Origin of the sequence: Vibrio sp. 10N.286.51.B11 (genome assembly GCF_041469245.1) — a bacterium.
Lineage (GTDB): Bacteria > Pseudomonadota > Gammaproteobacteria > Enterobacterales > Vibrionaceae > Vibrio > Vibrio crassostreae_C.
Genome location: NZ_JBFRKI010000024.1, coordinates 1 through 23,706, shown reverse-complemented (window position 1 = coordinate 23,706; position 23,706 = coordinate 1). Strand labels below are relative to the sequence as shown.

The following is a 23,706-nucleotide window of genomic DNA, read 5'->3' as shown; positions in this document are numbered from 1 at the left end:
GGCCACCTGAACGGGTGGTCGTCATTTTTATAATCCAAACTTTAATGTGAGATGTACGATGAACAAAAAACTATTATCGGTAAGCATTATTAGCGCGTTCACACTCGCTTTTGCAACAGGCTGTACAACACAAGAAAAAACAGCACCCGTAGTCAGTGTCGCTGAACAAGCTACGCCTGCTGTTAGCGAAATTGACCGTAGTTACCTATTGAGCAGTGACCGCTTAACAGAGGTAGATGGCGACACTTTAGCCGTTGCTTCGGAAGAGCAAGTGGCTGCGCTTAAAGCACAATTTGAAAACCTAAAAGATGGCGACGAAGTGGTTATCCCTGCCGGTAAATACGCGAACTTAGGTCAAGTGACGATCACGGCGAATGACATCACTATCAAGGCAGAGCAAGCAGGTTCTGCGTGGATCACGGGGTTGATTCAGTTTGAACTGAAAGGCGATGACATCACGCTTGATGGCTTGGTATTTACTGAAGGCGGCCCTAAAGAACGCTTTGGTGCAGTTCGTATGATGGGTAATGGCAATACGCTTCAAAACTCAACATTCTACTACTTCAACCACGATTACACGTACGAGCCAGACGAGCGTCGTTCTGAGTATCCAAAGTACCTTTGGGTATCTCTATGGGGTAAAGACGGCAAAGTCATCAACAACCGTTTCGAAGGTAAGCAAAAACGCGGCACTTTGATTGGTGTACAAAAAGATGACACAGCTGACAACCACCTGATCGCAAATAACATCTTCATGGATCAAAAGCCTAACCAGTTCAACGAATTCGACATCAAAGAAGCGATTCGTTACAACGGCAACAGCTGGGAAGCGATCCGTATTGGTGATTCTAAATCTTCACAGTGGGATTCAAGTTCTAAGTTCGTGAACAACCTAATGATCGATATGGATGGTGAGCGTGAGCTTATCTCGATTAAGTCGGGCGACAACACGATCTCAGGCAACACGATCTTCCAAAGTGCAGCTCTTATTTCACTGCGCCACGGTAAAGGCAACACAGTTGAGAACAACATGATTCTTGGCAATGGAAAGCGCCTAACGGGCGGCATTCGTATCTACGATGAAGATCATGTGATTCGCAATAACTACATTGCCAACACTCGTGGTCGTGATGGTGTGATTGAAGGCAACGCTGACCTACGTGGCGGCATTGTTATTAACACGGGCATCATCGACGTAGCGAATGGTGAGCAGCTAGATCAATCGGTGAAAGGCAAAGAGCTTAATAAGCAGTGGACACCGAAAAACATCACGATCGAGAATAACTCTCTAGTTGATACTGAGTGGGGCATTGTTTACGGCAACCAAAGTCACCGTGTAAGCCTGTTCAACAACGCAGAAGTGGAAGGCATTTATGCGGGTGTTGATGTGGCGTTTAAACACAATGTGGTTGATAACTCGCAGTCACCTGAATTTGTAAGTGTCCGTGCAACGCAAGACTTCCCATTAGTTGGCGCAACCTACACAGACGAAACTTACGTAGGTCAAGTAACGGATTCTGAACTGATCGAAGGCTACTCGGTTGAGCTACCAAAAGTCGTTGTAGAAAATGGCATTAACGCTTACCAAGATGAAGGCGCAGACGTGTCTAAACTTGCGGTTGTGACAGCTGAAACAGCGGGTCCAGACTACGTGCTTGAGAATACGACTAAGTAATTTATTAGTTAATGGCTAATGGCTAATGGCTAAAGGTTAATGGCTTGAGCTACCAAATCAATTCACGATAGCTGTCCTGACCATAACACTTAAAAAGCCTCAACAGATAATGTCTGTTGAGGCTTTATCGATCTTAGGTCGTGATCATCTCAATCTTACGTCGAGACTACTGTGATTTATACTTATGCAGTAGATCCCAAGGGATATGACATAAGTGGTGATCTTCAGGGAAGTGACTTAAGTGATGCTGGTGGATGTCGTCGCTGGCAACATAATTGGTCAACGGCAACACCTCAACAGCGATACGGTCGGCATCATCTCTTGAAGAAATATAGTGCTTAGCTTCGGTTAAGTGTTCTGCATTAGTGCTGTATACACCTGTGCGGTATTTCTCTCCGACATCGACACCTTGTTTATTCAAGCTGTAAGGGTCGATAATCTCAAACAAGTGTTCCATCAAAATCGTGACTGACGTGATGTTTGGATCAAATTCAATTTGTACGCACTCCGCGTAGCCATTGTAATCGCTTTGTGTGCCGTCGCTTTGTGTCGTTTTGTTCTCTGTTGGCTGGGCGCTTCCATTAGCACGGCCTGCTTCTGTGCTGATAACACCAGGAACGTACTTAATAAATTCTTGTACACCCCACAAGCAGCCGCCAGCTAAATAAATTTGTTCCATACTTCTCTTTGAGCTCTCTGTGTTTGTTGATGTTCGTTAGGTACCCGAATCAATACGATGATACCCGTACGTATAAAAAAGCGTCTATAAAAATGAGCGCGCAAATAAAAACAAGCGTTTAGGCATTGTAAACCTGTGCGACTGAACAAACATAAGTTTAATATGATTTGTGATTATATAAGTCAGTATTGCTTTGTTATCAACTCGAATCTCAACATCAAGTGAGCGTTACTCTAAACATGTTTGATCAAATAAAAGACTTCATTAATCCGAGCAAGAACCCAGACTTGACTCAGGCTCATGAATATCAGCGCAAGCATCTTCCTACATTGTGGCTGTTGGGCAAAACGGGGGCGGGCAAGTCATCGTTTATTCAAGCGGTCACGGGCGACTCTTCTGTAGAAGTGGGCAATGGTTTTGCGCCTTGTACCATGACGGCGATGTCGTATGAGTTTCCGCAAGACAAACCCGTGATGAGGTTTCTTGATACCAGAGGACTCAGCGAAGCGAATTACGATGCGAAAGAGGATTTGGAAGAGATTGGTCAGGCAGGTAATGCGTTAGTCGTTGTAATGAAAGCCGACGAACCTGAACAATCCGCTGTGCTTACGGCTCTAAAACAGATTAAGAAACAGAAGAAGATTAAACACTTGTTGCTGGTTCATACGGCGGTGTTGTCTTCCAGTGAACCAGATCGAGCAAGGCAAATTCAGTTCAACACCAACCAAGTAGAGAAGGCTTGGGGTAAAGAGTTTGAATCGGTAGCGGTCGATTTCGAAACGGATGACAACGCTATGTCTAACAGCGAAGCGGTTTACAACTATGACATCTTGTTAGAAAAGCTGAGCAGTATTCTTCCGGTGATAGGAATGATGGTGCAAGACAAAGAACATTCCACGCAAGAAGAAGCCAACTTTGATCAAGTAGAAAACGAAGTGCTTTGGTATGCAGGAAGTGCCGCAGCGAGTGACTTGATTCCGGGTGTTGGTTTGGTGTCGGTACCTGCGATTCAAGCCAAAATGCTTCACAGCTTGGCCAATCAATATGGGGTCGAATGGAATAAGAGAGTCTTTAGTGAGTTGATAGGCACTCTGGGAAGCAGCTTTGCTTTGCAATACGGAATGAAGCTGGGCACTCGACAGTTGATAAAGCTGATTCCAGTTTATGGTCAAACGGTAGGTGCGGTGGCTGCAGCGGCAATGAGTTTCGGCACCTCTTATGGTTTAGGTCGCGCGGCTTGTTTTTACTTCTATCATAAGAACAAAGGTGAAGAAGTGTCTGAACAAGAGATGCAGAAGATCTACAAAGAATCTCTGAAAAAAGGAAAGGCGGCGTCGGGTTATGAAGAAAATTAGAAACCTATTTCGATTACTGGCGGTGCTATCGAGCGGCCGCTGGGGCATTGCCCTGATTTCTGCGATCTTCCCAAGCATTATCATGATGGGTTTTGGTGTGTTCTTGGCGGTCAAATACGGTTATCTACTCGAAATGTCGATTGCCATTGCCGTGAGTACCTTGGTGTTCACCATTCCTCTGTTCATTTCTAGCCGTTCTTCAAGCCGCTCTTCAAATAAAGAGTCTTTCTCGAATAAAGAGAGTGGCGGCCTTGGCGAGGATACTGCTGAAGCTGAATCACAGCATAAAAAAGCTGATATCAACGATGCATTGGTTAAGGCTTCGGCTGATTGGTCTCAAAAAGAGTTGTCGATCTGGAATGATTCAAAACACCATGTACGCCAACAATTAATGGTCGACATAGAGTGGGGCAACTTAGACCAAACCGGTTTAGAGGTACTTGAATTCGTTGCGAAAAAGTTTGATAAGAAATCGCTCGACTTTTCGATTCCTGAAGGGCTAAAGCTGTTCGAAGAGGTCAGCCGACGCTACAAATTGGTAGTGCGAGAGCATATCCCCGGCATTGAGTATCTCAAGGTTTCTTACATCAAAGCGGGCTACGAAGCCTACGATAAATACGGTGAGCTAGGACAGAAGATCTTCAAAGCGGCTATTTGGGGTAACCACCTTAAAAACTTGTATTTGAATCCACTCAAGGTGATTTCTGATTTAGGACGAGAACAAGCGACAGCAACGATGACAAGGGGTGTGGTTGATGACATGCAATACGCCGCCAAACAAGCCTTGTTAGATGAAGTGGCTGCGGTGGCGATTGACCTCTACAGCGGACGTTTCAGCATTGAAGATGAGGCACTTAAAGTGTCTGATGTTTCTGAACTCGACGAACAACGCTTTGCTCCAGAGCTAGAGCCTGTGCGAATCGTGCTGGTGGGACAAACCAGTTCGGGTAAATCTTCACTTATCAATGCACTCAAGCAAGAGTTGGTTGCAGAAGTGGATGTGCTGCCATCAACCGACACTTCAACGGTGTATAACGCGTTTGTCGACGACAATGATGTTCGAGTTGTTGATCTTCAAGGGCTTGATGGCAACTCTAAAACCGAAGCCTTAATGCTGAAAGAGATGACCCAAGCCGATGTGGTGCTATGGGTATTGAAAGCCAATCAGTCTGCGCGTGATTTGGATAAGCAATTGAAAGATAGATTTGATGCTTTCTATGACGATCCGAAGAACATCTCACGTAAGAAGCCGATTGTGGTGTCGGTTGTCAATCAAGTCGATAGATTAAAGCCTGTAGACGACTGGCAGCCACCGTATGACTTAGATAACCCTACATCGGCCAAAGCGAAGATCATTGCTCAAGCGCTCGAATATAATCAAACACTGCTGCTGCCGGACATTGCTTTGCCGCTGGCGATTGCGCCAGACAAGGTAAAGTTTGGTTTAGATACTTTAAGGCAGACGCTGATCGAGCGTATCGCTGACGCAAATAACGTGCAGAGAAACCGCCAACGTTTAGAAGCCATGAAAAGAGGCACGTCAGTTAAAGGTCAACTGAATAAAGCAGTCAAAGTGGGTAAGAAGGTGGCACCCAGCGCATTGAAAGCGGCGACACCAAAACTGGCTGAAATGGCCATCAAGCAAGCCGTGAAGAAGAAGTAAGTCATTCACTGCGAATACGGTTCTGGTGAGGTTTGAGCCTCATCAGAATTTATCTTTTCTAGATCGGCGAGTTTTGGATCTTGGATTTTTAAGCTCAGTAGCTCTCTAGAAGACAGCTTTTTAGAAAACAGCCATCTTCGCCCCTTATTAGAGATGTATTGAGTTTAAAAGAGATTCGATATTATTAAGTAACTCGCTGAACTAGTTTAATAGTATATAAACGGCTGTGATTCACAGTTTATATAACGATGCTATCGTATTTAATTATCATTCTAAATGTTGATCACATTTATACTTTTCTAAGCTGTATTTATAAAACAATTGCACTATATTTAAACTTCGGATCATCTTGATTTCAACGTAGGGATATATTGTGAACATGTATCTGAAATGGCAATCAACAACTTGGCTAACCTTGTTAGCTTGGTATACCTTAGATCACCAACTCTCGTTCCACCTTTCTTCAGAGTAGTACCCTCTAGGCGTCACGCGCCAGCAAAGCAGCGAGCTTTGTTTACCTATCAGCAGCTTTGATAACCTTTGAACGTATGAATGTCGCACTTATTATTCCGTGTAGGGTATTCGTTTTTTGTCGTTCTCGCTAATTATCTTAGCCTCTGTTTAGGTTTGATTAATAAGTCATTATTTAATTTGTTTATTTTCACTGTTAATTTTCTGTGTATCTTTATACGGAACTATTAATTTAATAGTGAGGACTCGTGACATCTAAAGAAAATACATTTCGACCTGATCGGAATGTATTGAAAGGTATTATTATGGAAAACTTCAAACATCTACCAGAACCGTTTCGTATTCGTGTTGTAGAGCCAGTAAAAAGAACAACTCGCGCCTATCGTGAACAAGCCATTGTCGACGCGGGCATGAACCCATTTTTGCTCGACAGTGATGATGTGTTTATCGACTTACTGACAGACAGCGGAACAGGATCTATCACTCAGCGTATGCAAGCCGCGATGTTAATGGGTGATGAAGCTTACAGTGGTAGCCGCAGTTACTACGCATTGTCGAATGCGGTTAAGGATATCTTCGGTTACGAGTTGACGATTCCAACACACCAAGGACGCGGTGCAGAGCAGATCTACATTCCGGTTCTTATTAAGAAGCGTGAAATGGAGAAAGGGCTCGATCGCAGCAAAATGGTCGCCTTGTCGAACTACTTCTTCGATACAACACAAGGCCACACCCAAGTGAATTGCTGTGTGGCGAAGAACGTTTATACCAAAGAAGCGTTCGATACCTCAGTGAACGCGGATTTCAAAGGCAACTTCGATGTGGTGAAGCTGGAAGAAGCGATCTTAGAAGCGGGCGCAGCCAATGTTCCCTACATTGTGAGCACCATTACTTGTAACTCTGCTGGTGGACAGCCAGTGTCTATCGCCAATCTAAAAGCCGTGTATGAAATCGCTCAGAAGTACGATATTCCTGTGATCATGGACTCGGCACGCTACGCAGAAAATGCCTACTTCATTCAACAACGTGAAGCGGGTTATCAGGATTGGACAATCGAACAGATCACGCGTGAGTCTTACAAATACGCGGATGGTTTAGCTATGTCTGCCAAGAAAGATGCCATGGTACAAATGGGCGGCTTGTTGTGCTTTAAAGACGACGCTTTCATGGATGTGTACACAGAGTGTCGAACCTTGTGTGTGGTGCAAGAGGGCTTCCCAACCTATGGTGGCTTAGAAGGTGGCGCGATGGAGCGTCTTGCGGTTGGCCTTTATGACGGCATGCGCCAAGATTGGTTAGAGTACCGTATTGGCCAGGTTCAATACCTTGTTGATGGCTTAGAAGCGATGGGCATCGTGTGCCAGCAAGCAGGCGGTCATGCTGCGTTTGTCGATGCGGGTAAATTGCTGCCTCATATCCCGGCTGGTCAGTTTCCCGCACATGCTTTGGCGTGCGAACTCTATAAAGTCGCGGGTATCAGAGCGGTTGAGATTGGGTCTTTGCTGCAAGGACGCGACCCAGCAACAGGTGAACAACACCCATGTCCTGCTGAGTTGTTGCGCCTTACCATTCCTCGCGCGACCTACACACAAACACACATGGACTTCATTATCGAAGCATTCGAAAAAGTGAAAGAGAATGCAGGACAAGTGAAAGGGCTCGATTTTACCTACGAGCCGCCGGTGTTAAGACACTTCACTGCGCGCTTGAAAGAGGTAGAGACCAGCGAGAAACAAACAGAAAAAAAGAACGAACAAACGCTCGAAGAAGCATTTTAAAATAAAAACATAAGCGAATAGTCACTAGAACCCTAATCAAAGGCTCCCTCGGGAGCCTTTTCTTTTTTTGGATGGTAGGGGAGTTAGGCAGTTAAGCCTTTAAGTAGTTAACCCGTTAAAAGCTGAACTACGCTTGTTTGTTTTTCAGGGTAGATTTCAACATTTGGAATAACCACTGATTCAAAGGTGCGTCTTTTTGCGAGCGGCGGCAGCTCATCACATAGCTCACATCTATGGTTCATGTTCGATTGTTAAAGTTACCCCAACAAAAACACAGATACCAAACGAACAAAGAATTAGAAATACAATGAGGTGATGTATGAACAAGTTAATCGCACTTGGATTGATGGCTTTATCTATGAACACGGCTTTCGCGGCTGACGGTACTTATGCGAGTACTCTCGATATGATGAGAAGCGAAGGCAATCAAGTAAAGGCTGAGCGTGTTGAATCTGATCCAGTGCTTGAAGGAAGAAATGACGCCGCTAATGGCGGAATAAAATTCCAAAAGAACGTTGATCAAGACCAAACGATCCAGCTTACAGGTCGTCGTGATTAACGTTAAAGATGTGCTTACCATTGTCATGAGAAATGCTGGGCCCTCGGGTGCAGCATTTTTCGTTATTGGGTTGTGGAGTATTTTATAAACTCTAGCGATCTAGCCTTGGCATGTTGTGTAACGTGTGGCATTTTGTTGTTCTCTAATTTAAGAACGCGACTCGGTGTTGGTTAAGCATTACAAACCAGTAAGCGAACGCTCGAAAGGACTAGGAATGACTCAAAAAGAAACGGGAATGATTCGTCATATTCTACTGATTAAGTTTAAAGAAAACGCTGAGGCTTCAGAGGTTCAAAAACTAAAGATGTTGTTTGAAGCGATGCCAAACAAGGTTGAAGGGGTCACTTCAGTAGAATGGGGATTAAATGACAGCCCTGAAAACAAGAATCAAGGTTATACCCACTCGGTGTTAATGACGTTCGCCGATGAAGAAGGCCGTCAGAATTACCTTCCGCACCCTGAGCATGATGCGCTGAAAGATGTGTTTCGTCCGCTTTTAGAAGACATCATTGTGTTTGATTACTCCCTGTAATTAGGTTCTGAGTAGGTCTCTTGTGTTTTACTTACCTTCGATAATGAAGAGTTAGGGCCTAGCGATTAAGCCCTAACTCAATAAGAAACGACTTACTCTGTTGGCGAAATAGTGACTGGTGCAAACGATGCGACAGCATTCCCGCCTGCGCCCCAGCGGTAGCGAGGCCAGAAGATAACTGTCTGATTGGGGTAGTACGTCTGTTTGTCGTAGTCCAGATAAGGCATCTCAACGAGGTCTATCTGTGGTTCTAAACGACCTTTATGTCATCTACTGTTTACGCTCATTTTTATTCCGTTAACCTGCCAATAGGCAGTAAAGTTAACGCAAAGCGTGAATAAGAATGGCATTACTTTTAAATAATGCCGTTGTGCCACGGTTAAGCTCTAGTCAATTTGATAGCCACTTCTGATTCCAGTTCACTTAATGGTCGAGGTTTACTGAAGTAATAACCTTGCAGCAGATCTATCCCCAGTCCGTTTAGGCGTTGGTTATGATCAGCAGTTTCCACCCCTTCAGCTACAACACGATAGCCCAAGCTTTTACCCATCATGATCATAGTGTTGACGAAGTCTAAGTTGGTCTGCCCTTGAGTTATGTCAGAGATAAATGAACGGTCGATCTTTACTTCACTTAGTGGAAGTTGCTTTAGTAGAGATAGAGAAGAGAATCCCGTGCCAAAATCGTCAAGAGAGATAGAAATTCCTACATCGTGTAGTTCTTTAAGTGAGTTTATGCATAACTCGTAATCGACAATTGCTGCTGACTCGGTTATCTCAATACAGAATAACGTCAAAGGAAGCTGGTATTGGCGAATAGTTCGAATGATTTCTTGAGCGAAGTGAGGCTGTATCAGCTGTTTTGCACTGATATTAATGGAAATATGGCTCATGGTTTGTAGCCATTCAGATCCTTCAACATCCTTACAAACTCGATGAATGATACATTCACCAAGCTTGCTGATTAGGCCAGCTGATTCAGCAACCTCGATAAACTGGTCAGGAGGGACATCCCCCAATGTTGGAGATTCCCATCTTGCTAGTGCTTCAACAGCAGTAATCTTTTCATCTTGCCCACAATATTGAGGTTGGTAGTGCACCTTTATTTCTTGTTGAGCGATGGCACGACTGAGTTGGTGCTCTATTTCGATTATGTTTTCCGTCTCTTTTGCCATTGACCTTTGAAAGTTGAGATAGCTTTGTCCTCCCAGCTTTTTAGCTTGATACATGGCAATGTCGGCCTGCTTAATTAATTCTTCGGCACTTACGCCATCATAAGGATACATAGCGATGCCTAGGCTTCCTTGGCTGATAATCTCAATATCATCAACGATCAATGGGTTTTGAACGGCATTTAAAATCTGCGTGGCGAGTGCGTTGATGTCTGCTTCGGAACTGACATTACACAAAAACAAGAATTCGTCACCTCCCAAACGTGCGACAAGGTGTTCACTTGATAGCACGTTCTGAATATGTTTGGTCACGTGGCAAAGAAGTGCATCACCGACGTGATGACCAAAAGAGTCGTTGATAATCTTAAAACGGTTAAGATCCATCAACATGACCGCGCGTTTTTGGTTAGGTCGATTCACAATGTGTTGCGCGATGCTTTCCATTATTTTCCGGCGATTAGCGATGCCAGTAAGCGCATCATAATACGCCATGTGTTGAATCTTTTCCGCATCTTCTCGCTCTTGAGTTACATCCGTCATTGAGCCAATGAAGCGCACAGCCTGCCCTTCTGCATTATGAACCGCTGAGCCATTGGCATGAACCCAGATATATCCGCGATGTTGCGTCTTCATCCTGAATTCACATTTGAACGGTACTTCTTCGTTTAAGTGGTTATGAATGGCGGACTCGAGAAGTTCTAAGTCTTCTGAGTGTATATATTGGAACAGATGGTCACATCCTAACTTACGATCAGAAAAGGTATCTTGACAGCCAATCATTTTGGTTAACCGACTGTTCCAGACAAGAGTATTGGTTAGTAAGTCCCAATCCCAGATACCATCGTTTGAGCTGTTAGATACTACTTTGAGCTGTTGCAACAACTGTTGGGAGTTCTTCTGACGATTGTTACTTGTATTGATAAGCTCGTCGCGCTCGATGAACAGTGCGAGCATATCTAAATAATTGTTGAATACCGATTGTGTACCGATATCTTGGTGATCTTGCAATGAATCAACAACAGCGACGAGCTTCCAGTGATCTTCTTGCCCTGAGTTGATAGGAAGAATGGAAGCAACGAAATGATCATAGCGTTCGAAAAATGGGAAATTGCGAATATCGTCTTGAATATCTGTTTGTTGCGGTAGGGTAGTTGGCTGAGTCATGCCTTTTTCTACCCATTTCCTAATAGTGTATTGCTCCGAATTACACTCAGCGAGACAGGCCCAGTCAAGATTGTTTCCGTAAAGGCTTTGAGCATCTCTAATTGAGTCAAAACCTCCTTGTGCTTGTGAATAGAAATTTTCGAATATCTCAGCGGGAGAACGCCCTTGCACATTTAAGAGGATTTGGCGAGTTGAGTTGATATCTTCTTTATGTTCGAGATCTGGGTTTGTGTTACCGCAAGACTGATGAACGATGAGCTTTTGCGGGACACTATTATTGGCATTATTAAAAGGCTTCCCAGAAATACGTTCCAACACGCGGTGAAATACTTGCGTCGCTAGAAGCTCAAGCTGTTGGTCTACTGTTGTTAACTTGGGATTGAATTGTTGACCGACGAAAATATTATCAATGCCTACGATGGCGACATCGTCAGGTACCGAGATATTGCTGTGAGACAGTTGCTCCATCATACCTACAGCATTGTGGTCAGTTGCGCAGATAACCGCAGTGCATTTGGATTTACGCTGTATAAATTCTATTGCGGCTTCTCGTCCCCCAGATAGAGAACAATTCGACACGCGGAAGAAATGGCGTTGGTTGAATGAGCCTTTATGATCAATCACCGTGCGTTGATACGCTTTGAAGCGAGACCTGATATCATTAACAGTGAGATCGCCACAAAAGCCGATTTCTTCGTGTCCTTGACTTTGTAACCATTCATAGAGCTTAGTGACACCATCGCTTTGCACACTATAATACTGCTCAACGGGCAGCGGCGCATAGCTTGCTCCAATAGAAATGACTGGAATGTTTGCGTTTATAGCTTCTTCGATCAACTTTACTGTCGCTGCATGGAGAACGACCACAAGGGCATCGAGATGATTAAAATATATAGGAAGTTTAAAATCTCTTCGCTCACCCGAGCGGATGAAGATCAGATTGACTTTATGGTTTTTCGCAAGCCTTCTAAGGGTTGCATTTAGCTCGCCCATGTAGAAGCCACTGAGCATAGGCAGCACAATGCCAACGGTAGGACGTTTTTTAGATGTAACAATAATCATGTTATTAGCCGGTCGAAAGTTGTGTTGTGTAGAACTGTTTTCGGGGGAGAATAGGTATCTTTTTATTATTTCTTCCATGCTCTACTAAGCGAGCTTGAAAATAAACTTACGGCAAAAGGAAATGCAAAACCACGCACAATCCGAGTAAGTCTAACTCATATATTTGAGAGGTTACTCAGAAGCGGTCCTCAATTTATGGACATGACTTAAGCGACTGATCTGTTCTGACAGTACCTAGAATAACCGGAACGGATTATGACTAGAAACGCAGAAACCACTCTCCTGAATTTAATTGCAACAATAAATGACATACAAACGTAGAGGTAGCGCACAAAATCGAAAAAGGGGATATCGCGATTACGTAATCATTGATCTAGCCGATAGTGAGATAGTGATAAGAGGTCGATAATTCGTTGTCGGATCTAAATTAGAACTGTAAATCTAATTTCTAAGTAGTTGTTATCTCAGGAAGAGTTTTTGTGCTATGCGCCCCTATATTAAATACATTATCCCTATTTTAATTCCTTTCATTATCCTCGTCATGCCGCTATCAGCGTTTCCATTTGAAGGCCTTACGATTATTCAACAACGCGTTATTGCGATCTTTTTGTTAGCGGCATTGTGCTGGGTGTTCGAGCCTATCCCTATTTACGCGACGTCTGTTGTTATTATCGTTCTGCAATTATTGATGTTGTCGGATAAAGGGCTGATCTTTTTAAGGTTTGAGCATGGGGAAGAACATTTTGGTGAGCTGTTAAAATACAGCGATATCATGGCGACATTCGCTAGCCCAATCATCATGCTGTTTTTGGGTGGTTTCTTCTTAGCAATGGCCGCCACTAAATATCGATTAGACGTAAACTTAGCTCGCGTGTTGTTGAAGCCATTTGGACAAGACCCAAAGTTTGTGATGCTCGGCTTAATGTTGATCACTGGTATCTTTTCGATGTTTATGTCTAACACGGCAACAACGGCAATGATGCTCTCTATTTTAACGCCGGTACTGGCTGTGTTTGGTCCGAAAGACCCCGGTCGTGTAGCGTTTGCGCTTTGTATCCCGGTTGCCGCTAACATCGGTGGCATTGGTACTCCGATCGGTACCCCTCCGAACGCTATCGCACTTAAATATTTAGTTGGCGATAACCTCATTACGTTCGGTGAATGGATGGCATTTGGTGTGCCGTTTGTCATTATTATGATGGCGTTAGCGTGGTTTTTAATCGGCTTTATGTACAAAGCTGACCAAAAGAAAATCGAACTAAGTATTAAAGGTAAATTCCTTAAAACACCCAAAGCTATTGCGGTGTACGTCACTTTTGCGCTGACCATCATTCTTTGGTTAATGGGCTCAAGCCATGGCATGAACTCTTATACCGTCGCTCTGATTCCTGTCGCTGTGTTCTCACTCACAGGGATCATTAATAAAGAAGACCTGAAAAAAATTTCTTGGGACGTACTGTGGCTTGTATCAGGTGGTATTGCGCTTGGTTTAGCGCTCGATAAAACTGGCTTAGCAAAGCTCGTGGTACACAGTATTCCGTTTGATACCTACTCACCCTATGTGGTGTTGTTCGGAGCGGCGTTCTTGTGTTTGGTAATGGCAAACTTTATGTCTCATACCGCAACGGCTAACTTGTTAATGCCAATTATGGCTGCGTTAGGTTCGTCTATGGCTTCACTCACGCCACTAGGCGGTGAATTAACGTTAATTCTAGTTGTGACTTTTGCCGCTTCATTAGGTATGTCGCTGCCAATCAGTACACCACCGAATGCGTTGGCTCATGCCACTGGTCATGTGCAAAGTAATCAAATGGCCAGAATCGGTATTATTTTGGGTGTGGTTGGTGTGCTATTGAGCTTTGTTATGGTGTGGCTGCTACATTCAATTGGTCACATAGGGTAACGATACGTGTATCAACAAAAGTTAGAAGCACTTATCGAGCGCTATTTTAACCAAACAGAACGTCGGGTGACGTGCTGTGCCGGTAACACCATTATTGAACAATCAGCGTTAAACACTCGTTTATATTATGTGTTTAGTGGAGAACTGGAAGGGTTTTATACCGATGCGAATACACCGCAAGTGCGAGTATTTAGCGCGGTTAGTGGGGCTTTTATAGGCGTTCATAGCTTCTTTTCAGGTAATTGGACAGCATCTTCAACGGTTGTTGCTAAAACCGATGTTGAGTTAGCGTGGATCGATAAAGACACGCCTGCAGAAGATGAACGTAAATTTGGTCCTCTTACCGCACAGTTCACACCTGTAATTGTCAATGAGTTGTCGCGTCGTCAACGCCGCGCAACACAAGAAGCGATAGCGAAACAAAAAGCGCTAGAGAAGTTACATACTGCTGAGCAAATGACGACCTTGGGTCAATTGGCTGCAGGGATTGCTCATGAGCTTAACAACGCTATTGGTGTCGTAAATAGTAAATCTGGTCGACTTGAAACGGTCATCATGGATCTGCTTGAAGAAGTGCATCCAGAAGCCAGTCAATTTTTCGATTTTGGGTTAATGCATGGTCAGAAAACGTCGTCGTCAGAAGCACGAACACGTGGGCGACAATTTGAAAGAAAATATGGTTTAGACAAAAACATTGCTCGCTCTCTTGCAAAGGCGATTCCAATTGACGCGTTATCTGCAACAGACGTTATTTCAAAACATTGGCTGAAAAACCCAGAAGAAGCGATTCGTTTTTGGCAGATGGGCTGTGATTTACATGATTTACGTTTGGCATCTAGACACACTGTGGGCATCGTAAAATCGGTTAAACAACTTGGCAGAGTTGATATTGACACCGAAGAAGCGGTTGATATTAATGACTCCATTAACCATGCCTTATCGTTGTTACAAAGTGAGTTGCGTCGAGTGTCTGTGCGATTGAGCCCTGCAGATTTGCCGACTTTTAAAGGCTCGAAAACAGAGCTCGTTCAGATTTGGGTCAACATTGTAAAGAATGCTTGTGATGCAATGTCGAATTCAGACGATGCCGCAATAGAGATTCAAACCAGATTAAGTAAGAAAAGAATATTAGTTACGATTACGAATAACGGCCCTGAGATAGACGAGGGGACTCGTAGAAAGATATTTCAGCCCAACTTCACCACTAAAAAAGGTGGTTTATCGTTTGGATTGGGCTTGGGTTTATCAGTAGTTAAGCGGATTGTGGCGGGTTATGGCGGAAGTATCATTGTGAAAAGTGATGCTTCTAAAACTGTATTTAGAATCAAGTTACCAGTAGAGGGTGAACATGGAGAAGCTTAATTTAATCTGTGTCGATGACCAGAGAGAAGTACTGAGCGCAGTGGTACAAGATTTAGAGCCGCTGGCGAGTTGGCTGAATATTGAAGATTGTGAATCAGCGCAAGAAGTGCTTGATCTCATTGATGAACTTGACGCAGAAGGCGAACACATTACCGTCATCGTGTCTGATCATGTGATGCCAGGGAAAACGGGGGTGGAGTTACTCACTGAAGTGTTCCATGACAGCCGCTTTCCGAATACAAAGAAAATTCTTCTTACGGGGCAGGCCACTCATACCGATACCATCAATGCGATTAATGCAGCAGGCATCGACCGTTACTTTGAAAAGCCTTGGCAAGCAAGCACATTGGTTGAGTGCATTCGTACTCTTGTCACTGAGTACATATTTGATCAAGGGCTTGATTACACGGACTATCAGAATGAGCTCGACCAGCAGGTTGTGTTCAGACGCTTGCGTTAGCCTCTTATGTTAGCGACTTACATTATTCACTAGTGTAAGTCGCTTGAAATTCTATGCACCGAAGGACGCTTTCTGAAGGGTTTTTCTTTGAAAGATGTAATCTTTCGCTGCTTATTTTACCTACCTCTTTTAGTCGTTCAGGTTTTGGTACTCAGTTATTAACACACTGGTTGCTGGCTTTAGTCTAAAACTCATACGCTACGCCAACGCCAACGCCAACGGATGCATTGTGTTTTCTTCAGGAACGATTCCCTGAACATACAGCAGAGCTAAAATGTGTCGCAGAGTTCCCGTGTCGTTTGTTAGAAAAGTAAGTCGAAATTATTCAAAAGTGATTCCTAACGCGTGGGACGTGGAGTTCTAAGCCAAATCGGTACTTACAACGTAAAGGACTAGGCTTTTCACGGCTTACTGCGTAATAATGCATTCGCCCACAAGTGGGGGTTTATAGTCAGTAGGATTTTAAAATGAGTGAGATTGCTCGCTTTATATCTGGTGAAGCGCCGGATAAATTTGGTCGAAATATAGAACAGTTATTGGCTTACAATCATTTTTGGTTGGAGCATGACCATAAGTACATTCAAGTGTTCTTCCCAATAGATGAGGGGACTAAGTTTAATCAACATGCCCCGTTGGTTACTCAAGAAGATAAGGTGCTTTTTGCTAATTCAGAAGCGCTCCGCACAGCTCATCTACAAGTGCTTGACCTGATGCTTGAGTTTTGGGGTATGCAGCGAAACGGGAGTGAAATATCTTCATCGTTACCACTTAGCCCGGCTAATCACGTATGGTTAAAGAATCATGACCATAACCAGCTAAGGTTAACGCGAGCCATTCGCAGTTTGTACTTGTTGGGTAATGAAGAGGTTGCGGCTCGGTTATGTGACTTTTTAGTATCAGCGGCGACCGAGACTGGCTCGGTGTCGGAGAAAACCGTTCAGTATTGGCGCAATGCCTTGGAAGGTTAGGGTTTTTCTGTGCAGAGCTTCCGGCACTGCTCATAATTGATTTTCAATGCGCGGTATTTTGTACGATGCCGCTTTCTCTATATTCAACATTTGAATGCAATTTGTGGAATATATCAAAGTTAATTAAACTGATGGTAAGTTATTACTTTTCATTATGTTAGGGTTCTTTTCTTAAGGTCAGCGGATTAGGAAGAGGCTAATGAAAAAGGGATTTGTGATAGCGATATCAATCGGCTTTGTTGTCTTCTTCCTTGTTGGTCGTGAGCTTCAGTGGTTCGGGTCTAGTAATTCCGAGTCGTTTCCTAAACTTCCTGATAGTCCCCAATTTGTTCCTTCTATCGATTTCGACGGTGAGTGGCTAGGCCGCCGTATTAACACCACTGGCAATAATATGTGTGAACGCACAACCATCACCGGAACTATTCGTGAGGGTAAGGCTACTCTAAGGCTTACCTACAATGGAACACCGTTAGAGGGTTGGGTGACGGAAAACGGCGACTTACGTTTATATGCTAAACATCGCCAATGGGATTATCGTTTTTCCGCACGTGGCAGTGGCAGTAGATTTGACGGCCGATGGCACTTAACCAATGGGCCGTGCCAAGGAAGTTGGTTTCTAGAAAAGGTCGATGGCAAGTAGGGTTGTTACTACAAGACGCCGTTTAAAATTAACCAGCACAAGGTTCTTTTAGGAGAGATAAGTGATCAGATTAATCGCCGTGTTCATTGTGGCTTTCGGGCTAGGTGCATATGCGAGCTTACATGTTTTGACAGACTATGTTGTGAGCATTGAAGACAGTCATAAAGCTGCGGTGCGGCAAGGTTTTGAAACCTATAAATATGCAAATACAAAAGACCTTGCCCCATTAATTAAAACATCGAACTTGTTAGCTCGTTATAGTGCTTGTGAATTAGAGGGAGATGAAGGCGATGCGATTGCATTAGCCCTGTCTATTAACGCTATTTCCTTTGGGATGTTATCGAAGCAAGCGTCTGACCTCGATCAAGACACCTTTAGGACTGGTTTGATGATGTACGGAAAACTCAAAGACAACGAAAAAGCGTCTGGTCAGTTAACTGAAATACTTACTGCGTACTGTAAAGATAGTCTTCGCTATCTATACGACTGTGAAAAACTTTCTAATTTGTTAGGCGAAGAATGGGATACACAATGGAAGGAAGTGAAACCAGTATGTACCTAAAAATGATTCAACATATACGGCATTTTGCTATGCCGTATTCAGATGTGATTTGAAAACAAAGGACACAATATGGAAGTAAGGTTGGTCAAAGGTTCAGAGCCTAAGTTCGCTGAATCGATCACCAAAACGAATATGGCGAGTTACTATCAAGCTCGTGGAATCGCTTGGGGTCATAGCCAGTTTTTACGCAGCTGGGATGAGCTGGATAACTATGAAATTTATGTGGGGGATCGCCGTATTGGTGTTGTTCGCTTCAGTTACGCTAGTGGTACAACGTTTCTTAGGGACTTGCAGATATTAGCTGACTGTCAAGGTCAAGGTTTTGGCTCTAAGTGTCTCGATTTGGCTATTGAACATGCGAACAATCAAGCATCGGCTCAGTTAGTGTTGCGCGTGTTCAGTGAGAACCCCGCCATTAAGCTTTATCAATCAAAAGGTTTTACTCAGTTGTCTGAAGTGAAAGGGCTCGTTGAAATGGAGCTGCCTTTAGGGTCATCATTGAGAGAGTGTCATGGATAACCGTATCCAACTAAATTTTGTTAAATACTTATTTTCAGAGTTGCTGTTTATTGTTATTGCACTAGGTCTTGTCTATTGGATATCAGACGGTGATCGTTCATCGCTGCTAACCATAGGGCTGATAATTTGTGTTCCTCCATTAATAAAAATTCTAATGTTGTGGTGGAAGCTTCGCGATAGCTCGTTTGAAATCACGAACGGTCATGTACGTTTAAATGGCGTTGCTTGTGATGTGACTTTACAGCGTAGCTTTCTTCCGTTTGAAATTGGCTCATTCATCAAGCTTTCATACACGAAAGGTGCAATGCAGAAACACAATATTTACCTTTCTAAAGGCGCAATGAGCAAAGAAGAATGGAGCCGTATGTTAGCGTGTCGAACTAGGTCGCCATAAAGAAGCGACATCGCTGTTACTTGAGCTTTTAGTTTCCACGACGAATAGCGATGCGATTAAAGAGTACCAACGAGCGATCTCTTTATATGCTCAAGACCTAGATAAAACCTGGTAAGCAGCGCGTAAAGCTCATTAACTCACATAACAAAAAGCCTAAGCATCAATATGATACTTAGGCTTAAAGGCATAGTTTTTGTTCTTTAGGAAAGCGTTACGCTGAAAGCTCTTTACGAACGATCTCTGCGCCAGCACTTAGCGCATTAAGCTTCGCTGAGGCTATCTCGCGAGGTAGGGGAGCCATGCCGCAGTTGGTGCAAGGGTAGAGCTTGTCGGCATCAACGTACTTAAGTGTTTCACGTAGAGTGCTAGCCACTTCTTCCGGTGTTTCAATCGAATCGGTTGCAACATCAATCGCACCGACCATTACTTTCTTGCCTCGTACGAGCTCAAGCAGCTCAAGAGGTACATGAGAGTTGTGACACTCTAAAGAGATAATGTCGATATTCGATTGCTGCAGCTTAGGGAAGACTTCTTCGTATTGGCGCCACTCGGTGCCTAATGTCTTTTTCCAATCCGTATTCGCTTTAATGCCGTAGCCATAACAAATATGGACTGCTGTTTCGCACTTAAGCCCTTCAATGGCTCTTTCCAAACAAGCGATGCCCCAATTGTTCACTTCATCAAAAAACACGTTAAACGCAGGTTCATCGAACTGAATAATATCCACGCCTGCCGCTTCAAGTTCTTTGGCTTCTTCGTTGAGGATCTTTGCAAATTCCCACGCCAGTTTTTCACGGCTTTGGTAATGCGCATCGTAAAGTGTATCAATCATGGTCATAGGCCCCGGCAGAGCCCATTTGATCGGTTGGTCGGTTTGCTGACGTAAGAACTTCGCATCTTCAACAAACACAGATTTCTGACGAGAAACTGGGCCTACAACCGTCGGTACACTCGCATCGTAACGGTCGCGGATTTTAACGGTTTCACGCTTTTCAAAATCAACGCCATTCAGGTGTTCAATGAAGGTCGTTACAAAGTGTTGACGTGTTTGTTCGCCGTCACTCACAATATCAATGCCTGCTTGCTGTTGCTCGTGCAGAGAGACACGCAGCGCATCTTGTTTGCCGTCTGTGAGTTCATCGCCTTGAAGTTTCCATGGCGACCAAAGCGTCTCTGGTTGTGCAAGCCAAGACGGTTTCGGCAAGCTGCCCGCTGTTGAAGTCGGTAATAGTGTTTTCATAATAATATTGCCTATCCTTGGGTGGTTTGAGAGCGCAATAGACGATTAAAGTGCGTAATTTGCCGACCAGTTCTCTAGAACTGATTGGTATGGCTTAATGAACTTCTCTTCTGCGAATTTACCTTGTTCAACAGCTAGCTGGCTTCGTTCTTCACGGTCGTACACGATTTGAGTCAGCGAGTGATCCAAGTTTTTCAAGTTTGGTTGGTAACAGTTACCCGCAACCGCGTTCGCGTTGTAAATCTCAGGTCGGTAGATTTTCTGGAACGTACCCATGGTACTGATGGTGCTGATAAGCTCTAGGTTAGAGTAATCGTTCAGCAGATCACCAAAGAAATAGAAGGCCAAAGGTGCAACACTGTTAGGCGGCATGAAATAACGAACCTGTAAGCCCATCTTTTTGAAATATTGTTCAGTTAAAGAAGACTCATTCGGTTGGTATTCAAAACCTAATACTGGGTGTTGGTTTTCAGTGCGGTAATAGGTTTTATTATCTGACACGCTTAAGCAAATAACAGGTCGTTTATTAAAGTTCTTTTTGTAAGCGTCAGAGTTAACGAAATATTTAAAAAGCTTACCGTGTAAGTCACCAAAATCTTCTGGAATGCTGAATTTATCTTGGCCTTTATTATGATCCAATAGACGTACGCTAAAGTCATAATCTCGAACATAAGAAGAGAAGTTATTTCCGATAATGCCTTCAATACGCTCGTTAGTTTTACGGTCTACAATATTGGTTTTCAGCACTTCAATTGAAGGGAATGCTTCGCCGTTGCTTTCAATATCCATATCAACAGAAATGATTTCAAGCTCAACAGAGTAGCGGTCGCCCTTAGGGTTATCCCAGTGCGCTAACGCGTTGAAACTGTTATCGATCATTTGTAGTGCATTGCGTAAGTTCGCTTGACGGCTGTCACCGCGAGCCAGGTTAGCAAAGTTGGTAGTGATACGCGTGCTGTCTGCAGGCTGGTAGTTTTCGTCGAGGCTAATGCTCTTAATCGTAAAATTAAATTCTTTATTCATGCTGATTTGGTATCCCAATTTTTTTTCTGATTCTCTCGGTCTTTAGTATTAAAACGGCTTTTATTTTTTGCTTGTGACCGGATTAAGAATCGAAGGCTATGCTGTCTGAAATTAATGCTTAGTAGAATTAATGTCGTATAAAGTTAATCGCTTAAGGTTTTTATACGTTGATAGGTTGACCATTAACAATGGTATTACTTCACATTCAACATGAGGAATATTCATGATCTATTCTGTTTGAATATTTTAGTCGGTGTCAGTTATATTAATTAGCTTGATGGAAATATAACCGCATTAATAGTGTGTTATTTAAGACGATTAATTTAATTAAGAGATGGATGAAATGAGTGAATTGCTGTTGTTGATTTTCTACTGTGCGTTACTGGGCAGTGGTGTTGGGTTTCTAGCCGGTTTGTTAGGTATTGGCGGAGGGCTGATCATTGTTCCTGTGTTAAGCAGCATTTTACTGTATTTAGAAGTTCTACCTTCCGACCAAGTTGTTGTCGCTGCGATTGCTACCTCGTTGGCATCGATACTGTTCACTTCCACATCTTCTGCACTCGCTCACCACAAGAATGGCAAAGTGCCTTGGGATCTGGCGCCTTGGATCATGCTCGGTGTTGCTCTGGGTGCATTGGTTAGTGGTTTTATGGCGGCGTTGTTACCGGAAAAAGTCGTTCGTATTGTGTTTGCTGTGAGTGTGGTTCTTATTGCGATCAAGATGTTCTTAAGCAGCAAAAATGATGCGCCTAAGGAACGAAAACTGCCGAACAAAGGTGTGCTCACTGTGCTGACAACCATTACGGGTGGCTTATCTGCCATGATAGGTATTGGTGGCGGAGCATTGCTGGTTCCGCTATTAACGTTCTTCTCTGTCGATATGAAAAAGGCCATCGGTTGTGCCTCGGCTTGTGGCATTGTGATCGCGTTGTTTGGCTCGATAGGTTACATCAGTTCAGGCAGCAGCCACTTTGCTCTATCAGATGGCTTTGCTGGCTTTGTTTATCTGCCTGCGCTGTTGGGTATTGTGTGCACGTCTTGGTTTACGGCTCCGTTAGGCGCAAAAGCCACCAACCATTTACCGGTTCCAACGATTAAGAAAATCTTCTCAGTACTGCTGGTGGTTATCGCAGCAAGCATGGTTGCTCGTTAATAAAAGATCGTTCAAGTGTGAATATACAGAACAAAAACGAATAAATTGATCAACCACCAATAATTAGAAAAGGGCAGTTTCATAACTGCTCTTTTTTTGTTTATCGGTCTATGCTTATACAACTATGTACATGAGTATATTGATAAAACCGTTTAGTTATGAACAGTTCACCGCTATAGCTAAATGTATTTTGTTTGATTCAACGGAATGCTATCAATGAGTGATTTATGGATCCTTTAACGCAGGGCGTGTTAGGCGCTTCTTTGTCACAATCTGCCAGCAAAAAACAACATTTGGTTGTTGCTGGGGTATTAGGGCTGCTCTCCGGGTTAGCACCAGATTTGGATGCACTGATTAAGTCTCAAAGTGACCCTTTGTTGGCTTTGGAATTTCATCGACAATTTACCCATTCACTCTTCTTTATTCCCATTGGCAGTTTGATCTGCGCTTTGGTTCTGCATCACCTGATTGCAAAAAAACGTGGGCTTTCTTTCAAACAAAGTTGGCTGTTTTGTGCTCTGGGCTATGGTACTCATGCACTGTTAGACGCTTGTACCACCTATGGAACGCAGTTACTTTGGCCTTTCACCAACGCGCGTTTTTCTTGGAATACCATATCAATCATCGATCCTGTTTATACGCTTCCCATTCTAGTGTTGCTTGTGTTTGCGACGTTAAAACGAGCGCCTTGGCTAGCGCGTGTTGCGTTTACTTGGGCGCTAATTTATCCAACATTAGGGATGATTCAGCGAGACAGGGCAGAGGCGATTGGGTGGCAATTAGCGCAAGAAAGGCAACACACACCGATTCGATTAGAGGCAAAACCAAGCTTTGCGAATATCTTGGTTTGGAAAGTGGTGTACGAAACAGAGGCTCATTACCATGTAGACGCAGTGCGGGTTGGCACATCGGTAAACGTATATCCCGGAGAGTCGATTACGAAACTGAATGTTGGCAGGGATTTGCCTTGGCTCGATCCTGATTCTCAACAAGCCAAAGACATTGAACGTTTCCGCTGGTTTTCAAATGGTTATATCGCTCAGGACCCAACAGACGAGCTGCGTATTATCGATGTCCGATATTCAATTGTACCAAATCAAATGAAAGCACTATGGAGCATCAAGCTATCAAAAGCAGTTGATGCAAACGCGCATGTAAAATACGAAACTCATAGAGACAACACGCCAGAATCGAGACAGACCTTTTTCGATATGCTCACTGGTGATAAATGAGCTAGTTTTAAACTGATCTGCACCGTCAATACTGGATGCTACGTTAAGCGACTTTCCATACGTTTAGTTATCTCTGAATTGTTAATTTAGGGGAAGCTATAGCTCATTTATGCCCCATTCCGTATATGGAATCCACGTATT

20 protein-coding genes and 2 pseudogenes are annotated in these 23,706 nt (G+C 43.6%); 16 read left to right on the top strand and 6 right to left on the bottom strand.

Translation table 11 applies throughout. The features are described from left to right. Nucleotides 1-58 precede the first annotated feature (58 nt). On the top strand, nucleotides 59-1,675 hold the full coding sequence (locus tag AB4154_RS12515) for a polysaccharide lyase 6 family protein (protein WP_372123188.1): 1,617 nt from the start codon (nucleotides 59-61) through the stop codon (nucleotides 1,673-1,675). Between the two features lie 166 nt (nucleotides 1,676-1,841). Here the strand turns inward: AB4154_RS12515 and AB4154_RS12510 are convergent, their stop codons facing one another. Further along, the gene (locus tag AB4154_RS12510) at nucleotides 1,842-2,354 is read right to left on the bottom strand and encodes a peptide-methionine (S)-S-oxide reductase (RefSeq protein WP_017063632.1); all 513 of its coding nucleotides are present in this window, start codon (nucleotides 2,352-2,354) and stop codon (nucleotides 1,842-1,844) included. Between the two features lie 239 nt (nucleotides 2,355-2,593). On the opposite strand from AB4154_RS12510, the gene AB4154_RS12505 reads away from it, so the two are divergent. From AB4154_RS12505 to tnaA, 3 genes are all read left to right on the top strand, one after another. Beyond that, entirely contained in the window at nucleotides 2,594-3,709 is a 1,116-nt protein-coding gene (locus AB4154_RS12505) for a YcjF family protein (RefSeq protein ID WP_017063633.1), read from the top strand. Further along, complete coding sequence (locus AB4154_RS12500; RefSeq protein ID WP_372123186.1) at nucleotides 3,696-5,372, top strand: GTPase family protein; 1,677 nt, start codon at nucleotides 3,696-3,698, stop codon at nucleotides 5,370-5,372. Before AB4154_RS12505 ends, AB4154_RS12500 begins: the two co-directional genes overlap by 14 nt. Before the next feature lie 776 nt (nucleotides 5,373-6,148). After that, entirely contained in the window at nucleotides 6,149-7,621 is a 1,473-nt protein-coding gene (gene tnaA, locus AB4154_RS12495) for a tryptophanase (RefSeq protein WP_102394496.1), read from the top strand. A 127-nt stretch (nucleotides 7,622-7,748) separates the two neighbouring features. Here the strand turns inward: tnaA and AB4154_RS12490 are convergent. After that, nucleotides 7,749-7,859, bottom strand: a pseudogene (locus AB4154_RS12490) (LysR family transcriptional regulator); the annotation flags it as partial. Between the two features lie 81 nt (nucleotides 7,860-7,940). Here AB4154_RS12490 and AB4154_RS12485 point away from each other — a divergent pair. Together AB4154_RS12485 and AB4154_RS12480 are read left to right on the top strand one after the other, a co-directional pair. Then, complete coding sequence (locus AB4154_RS12485; protein ID WP_017069969.1) at nucleotides 7,941-8,180, top strand: hypothetical protein; 240 nt, start codon at nucleotides 7,941-7,943, stop codon at nucleotides 8,178-8,180. Between the two features lie 214 nt (nucleotides 8,181-8,394). Next, a complete protein-coding gene (locus AB4154_RS12480) occupies nucleotides 8,395-8,712 on the top strand; it encodes a Dabb family protein (protein ID WP_009846539.1) in 318 nt (105 codons plus the stop codon). Nucleotides 8,713-8,858: 146 nt separating this feature from the next. On the opposite strand, the pseudogene AB4154_RS12475 reads toward AB4154_RS12480, so the two are convergent. Further along, nucleotides 8,859-8,969 (bottom strand): annotated as a pseudogene (locus tag AB4154_RS12475) (DUF3103 family protein); the annotation flags it as partial. A 122-nt stretch (nucleotides 8,970-9,091) separates the two neighbouring features. Then, nucleotides 9,092-12,109, bottom strand: a complete 3,018-nt coding sequence (locus tag AB4154_RS12470; RefSeq protein ID WP_372123185.1) for an EAL domain-containing protein — start codon at nucleotides 12,107-12,109, stop codon at nucleotides 9,092-9,094. 484 nt (nucleotides 12,110-12,593) lie between these two features. On the opposite strand from AB4154_RS12470, the gene AB4154_RS12465 reads away from it, so the two are divergent. The 8 genes from AB4154_RS12465 to AB4154_RS12430 all read left to right on the top strand — a co-directional run bounded on the left by AB4154_RS12465 (nucleotide 12,594) and on the right by AB4154_RS12430 (nucleotide 18,917). Then, nucleotides 12,594-14,012: a DASS family sodium-coupled anion symporter gene (locus tag AB4154_RS12465; RefSeq protein ID WP_372123184.1), complete on the top strand. Its 1,419-nt coding sequence runs from the start codon at nucleotides 12,594-12,596 to the stop codon at nucleotides 14,010-14,012. Between the two features lie 6 nt (nucleotides 14,013-14,018). Next, nucleotides 14,019-15,374 (top strand): ATP-binding protein, encoded by a 1,356-nt coding sequence (locus AB4154_RS12460; protein ID WP_372123182.1) that lies wholly within the window; start codon nucleotides 14,019-14,021, stop codon nucleotides 15,372-15,374. Continuing rightward, on the top strand, nucleotides 15,361-15,834 hold the full coding sequence (locus AB4154_RS12455) for a response regulator (protein WP_102326563.1): 474 nt from the start codon (nucleotides 15,361-15,363) through the stop codon (nucleotides 15,832-15,834). Before AB4154_RS12460 ends, AB4154_RS12455 begins: the two co-directional genes overlap by 14 nt. Nucleotides 15,835-16,301: 467 nt before the next feature. Continuing rightward, the gene (locus AB4154_RS12450; RefSeq protein WP_017066571.1) at nucleotides 16,302-16,802 is read left to right on the top strand and encodes an opioid growth factor receptor-related protein; all 501 of its coding nucleotides are present in this window, start codon (nucleotides 16,302-16,304) and stop codon (nucleotides 16,800-16,802) included. 199 nt (nucleotides 16,803-17,001) lie between these two features. After that, complete coding sequence (locus AB4154_RS12445) at nucleotides 17,002-17,442, top strand: hypothetical protein (protein WP_017062406.1); 441 nt, start codon at nucleotides 17,002-17,004, stop codon at nucleotides 17,440-17,442. A gap of 61 nt (nucleotides 17,443-17,503) precedes the next feature. Next, nucleotides 17,504-18,004, top strand: coding sequence for a hypothetical protein (locus tag AB4154_RS12440; RefSeq protein WP_017064207.1), 501 nt, complete (start codon nucleotides 17,504-17,506; stop codon nucleotides 18,002-18,004). A 69-nt stretch (nucleotides 18,005-18,073) separates the two neighbouring features. Further along, nucleotides 18,074-18,523 carry an N-acetyltransferase gene (locus tag AB4154_RS12435; protein WP_136973884.1) on the top strand — a complete coding sequence of 150 codons (450 nt, stop codon included), beginning with the start codon at nucleotides 18,074-18,076 and terminating at the stop codon, nucleotides 18,521-18,523. Further along, nucleotides 18,516-18,917 carry a hypothetical protein gene (locus AB4154_RS12430; RefSeq protein ID WP_017062409.1) on the top strand — a complete coding sequence of 134 codons (402 nt, stop codon included), beginning with the start codon at nucleotides 18,516-18,518 and terminating at the stop codon, nucleotides 18,915-18,917. The genes AB4154_RS12435 and AB4154_RS12430 overlap by 8 nt, the downstream gene beginning before the upstream one ends. A 211-nt stretch (nucleotides 18,918-19,128) precedes the next feature. Here AB4154_RS12430 and AB4154_RS12425 read toward each other — a convergent pair whose 3' ends face one another. Both AB4154_RS12425 and AB4154_RS12420 read right to left on the bottom strand, forming a co-directional pair. Next, nucleotides 19,129-20,157 carry a methionine synthase gene (locus tag AB4154_RS12425; RefSeq protein WP_017062410.1) on the bottom strand — a complete coding sequence of 343 codons (1,029 nt, stop codon included), beginning with the start codon at nucleotides 20,155-20,157 and terminating at the stop codon, nucleotides 19,129-19,131. Nucleotides 20,158-20,202: 45 nt separating this feature from the next. Beyond that, on the bottom strand, nucleotides 20,203-21,180 hold the full coding sequence (locus AB4154_RS12420) for a DUF1852 domain-containing protein (protein ID WP_017064213.1): 978 nt from the start codon (nucleotides 21,178-21,180) through the stop codon (nucleotides 20,203-20,205). Between the two features lie 343 nt (nucleotides 21,181-21,523). Between AB4154_RS12420 and AB4154_RS12415 the strand changes: the two genes are divergently transcribed. Both AB4154_RS12415 and AB4154_RS12410 read left to right on the top strand, forming a co-directional pair. Further along, entirely contained in the window at nucleotides 21,524-22,333 is an 810-nt protein-coding gene (locus AB4154_RS12415; RefSeq protein WP_136973886.1) for a sulfite exporter TauE/SafE family protein, read from the top strand. A gap of 227 nt (nucleotides 22,334-22,560) precedes the next feature. After that, nucleotides 22,561-23,565 (top strand): metal-dependent hydrolase, encoded by a 1,005-nt coding sequence (locus tag AB4154_RS12410; RefSeq protein ID WP_372123180.1) that lies wholly within the window; start codon nucleotides 22,561-22,563, stop codon nucleotides 23,563-23,565. The last annotated feature ends 141 nt before the right edge of the window (nucleotides 23,566-23,706 follow it).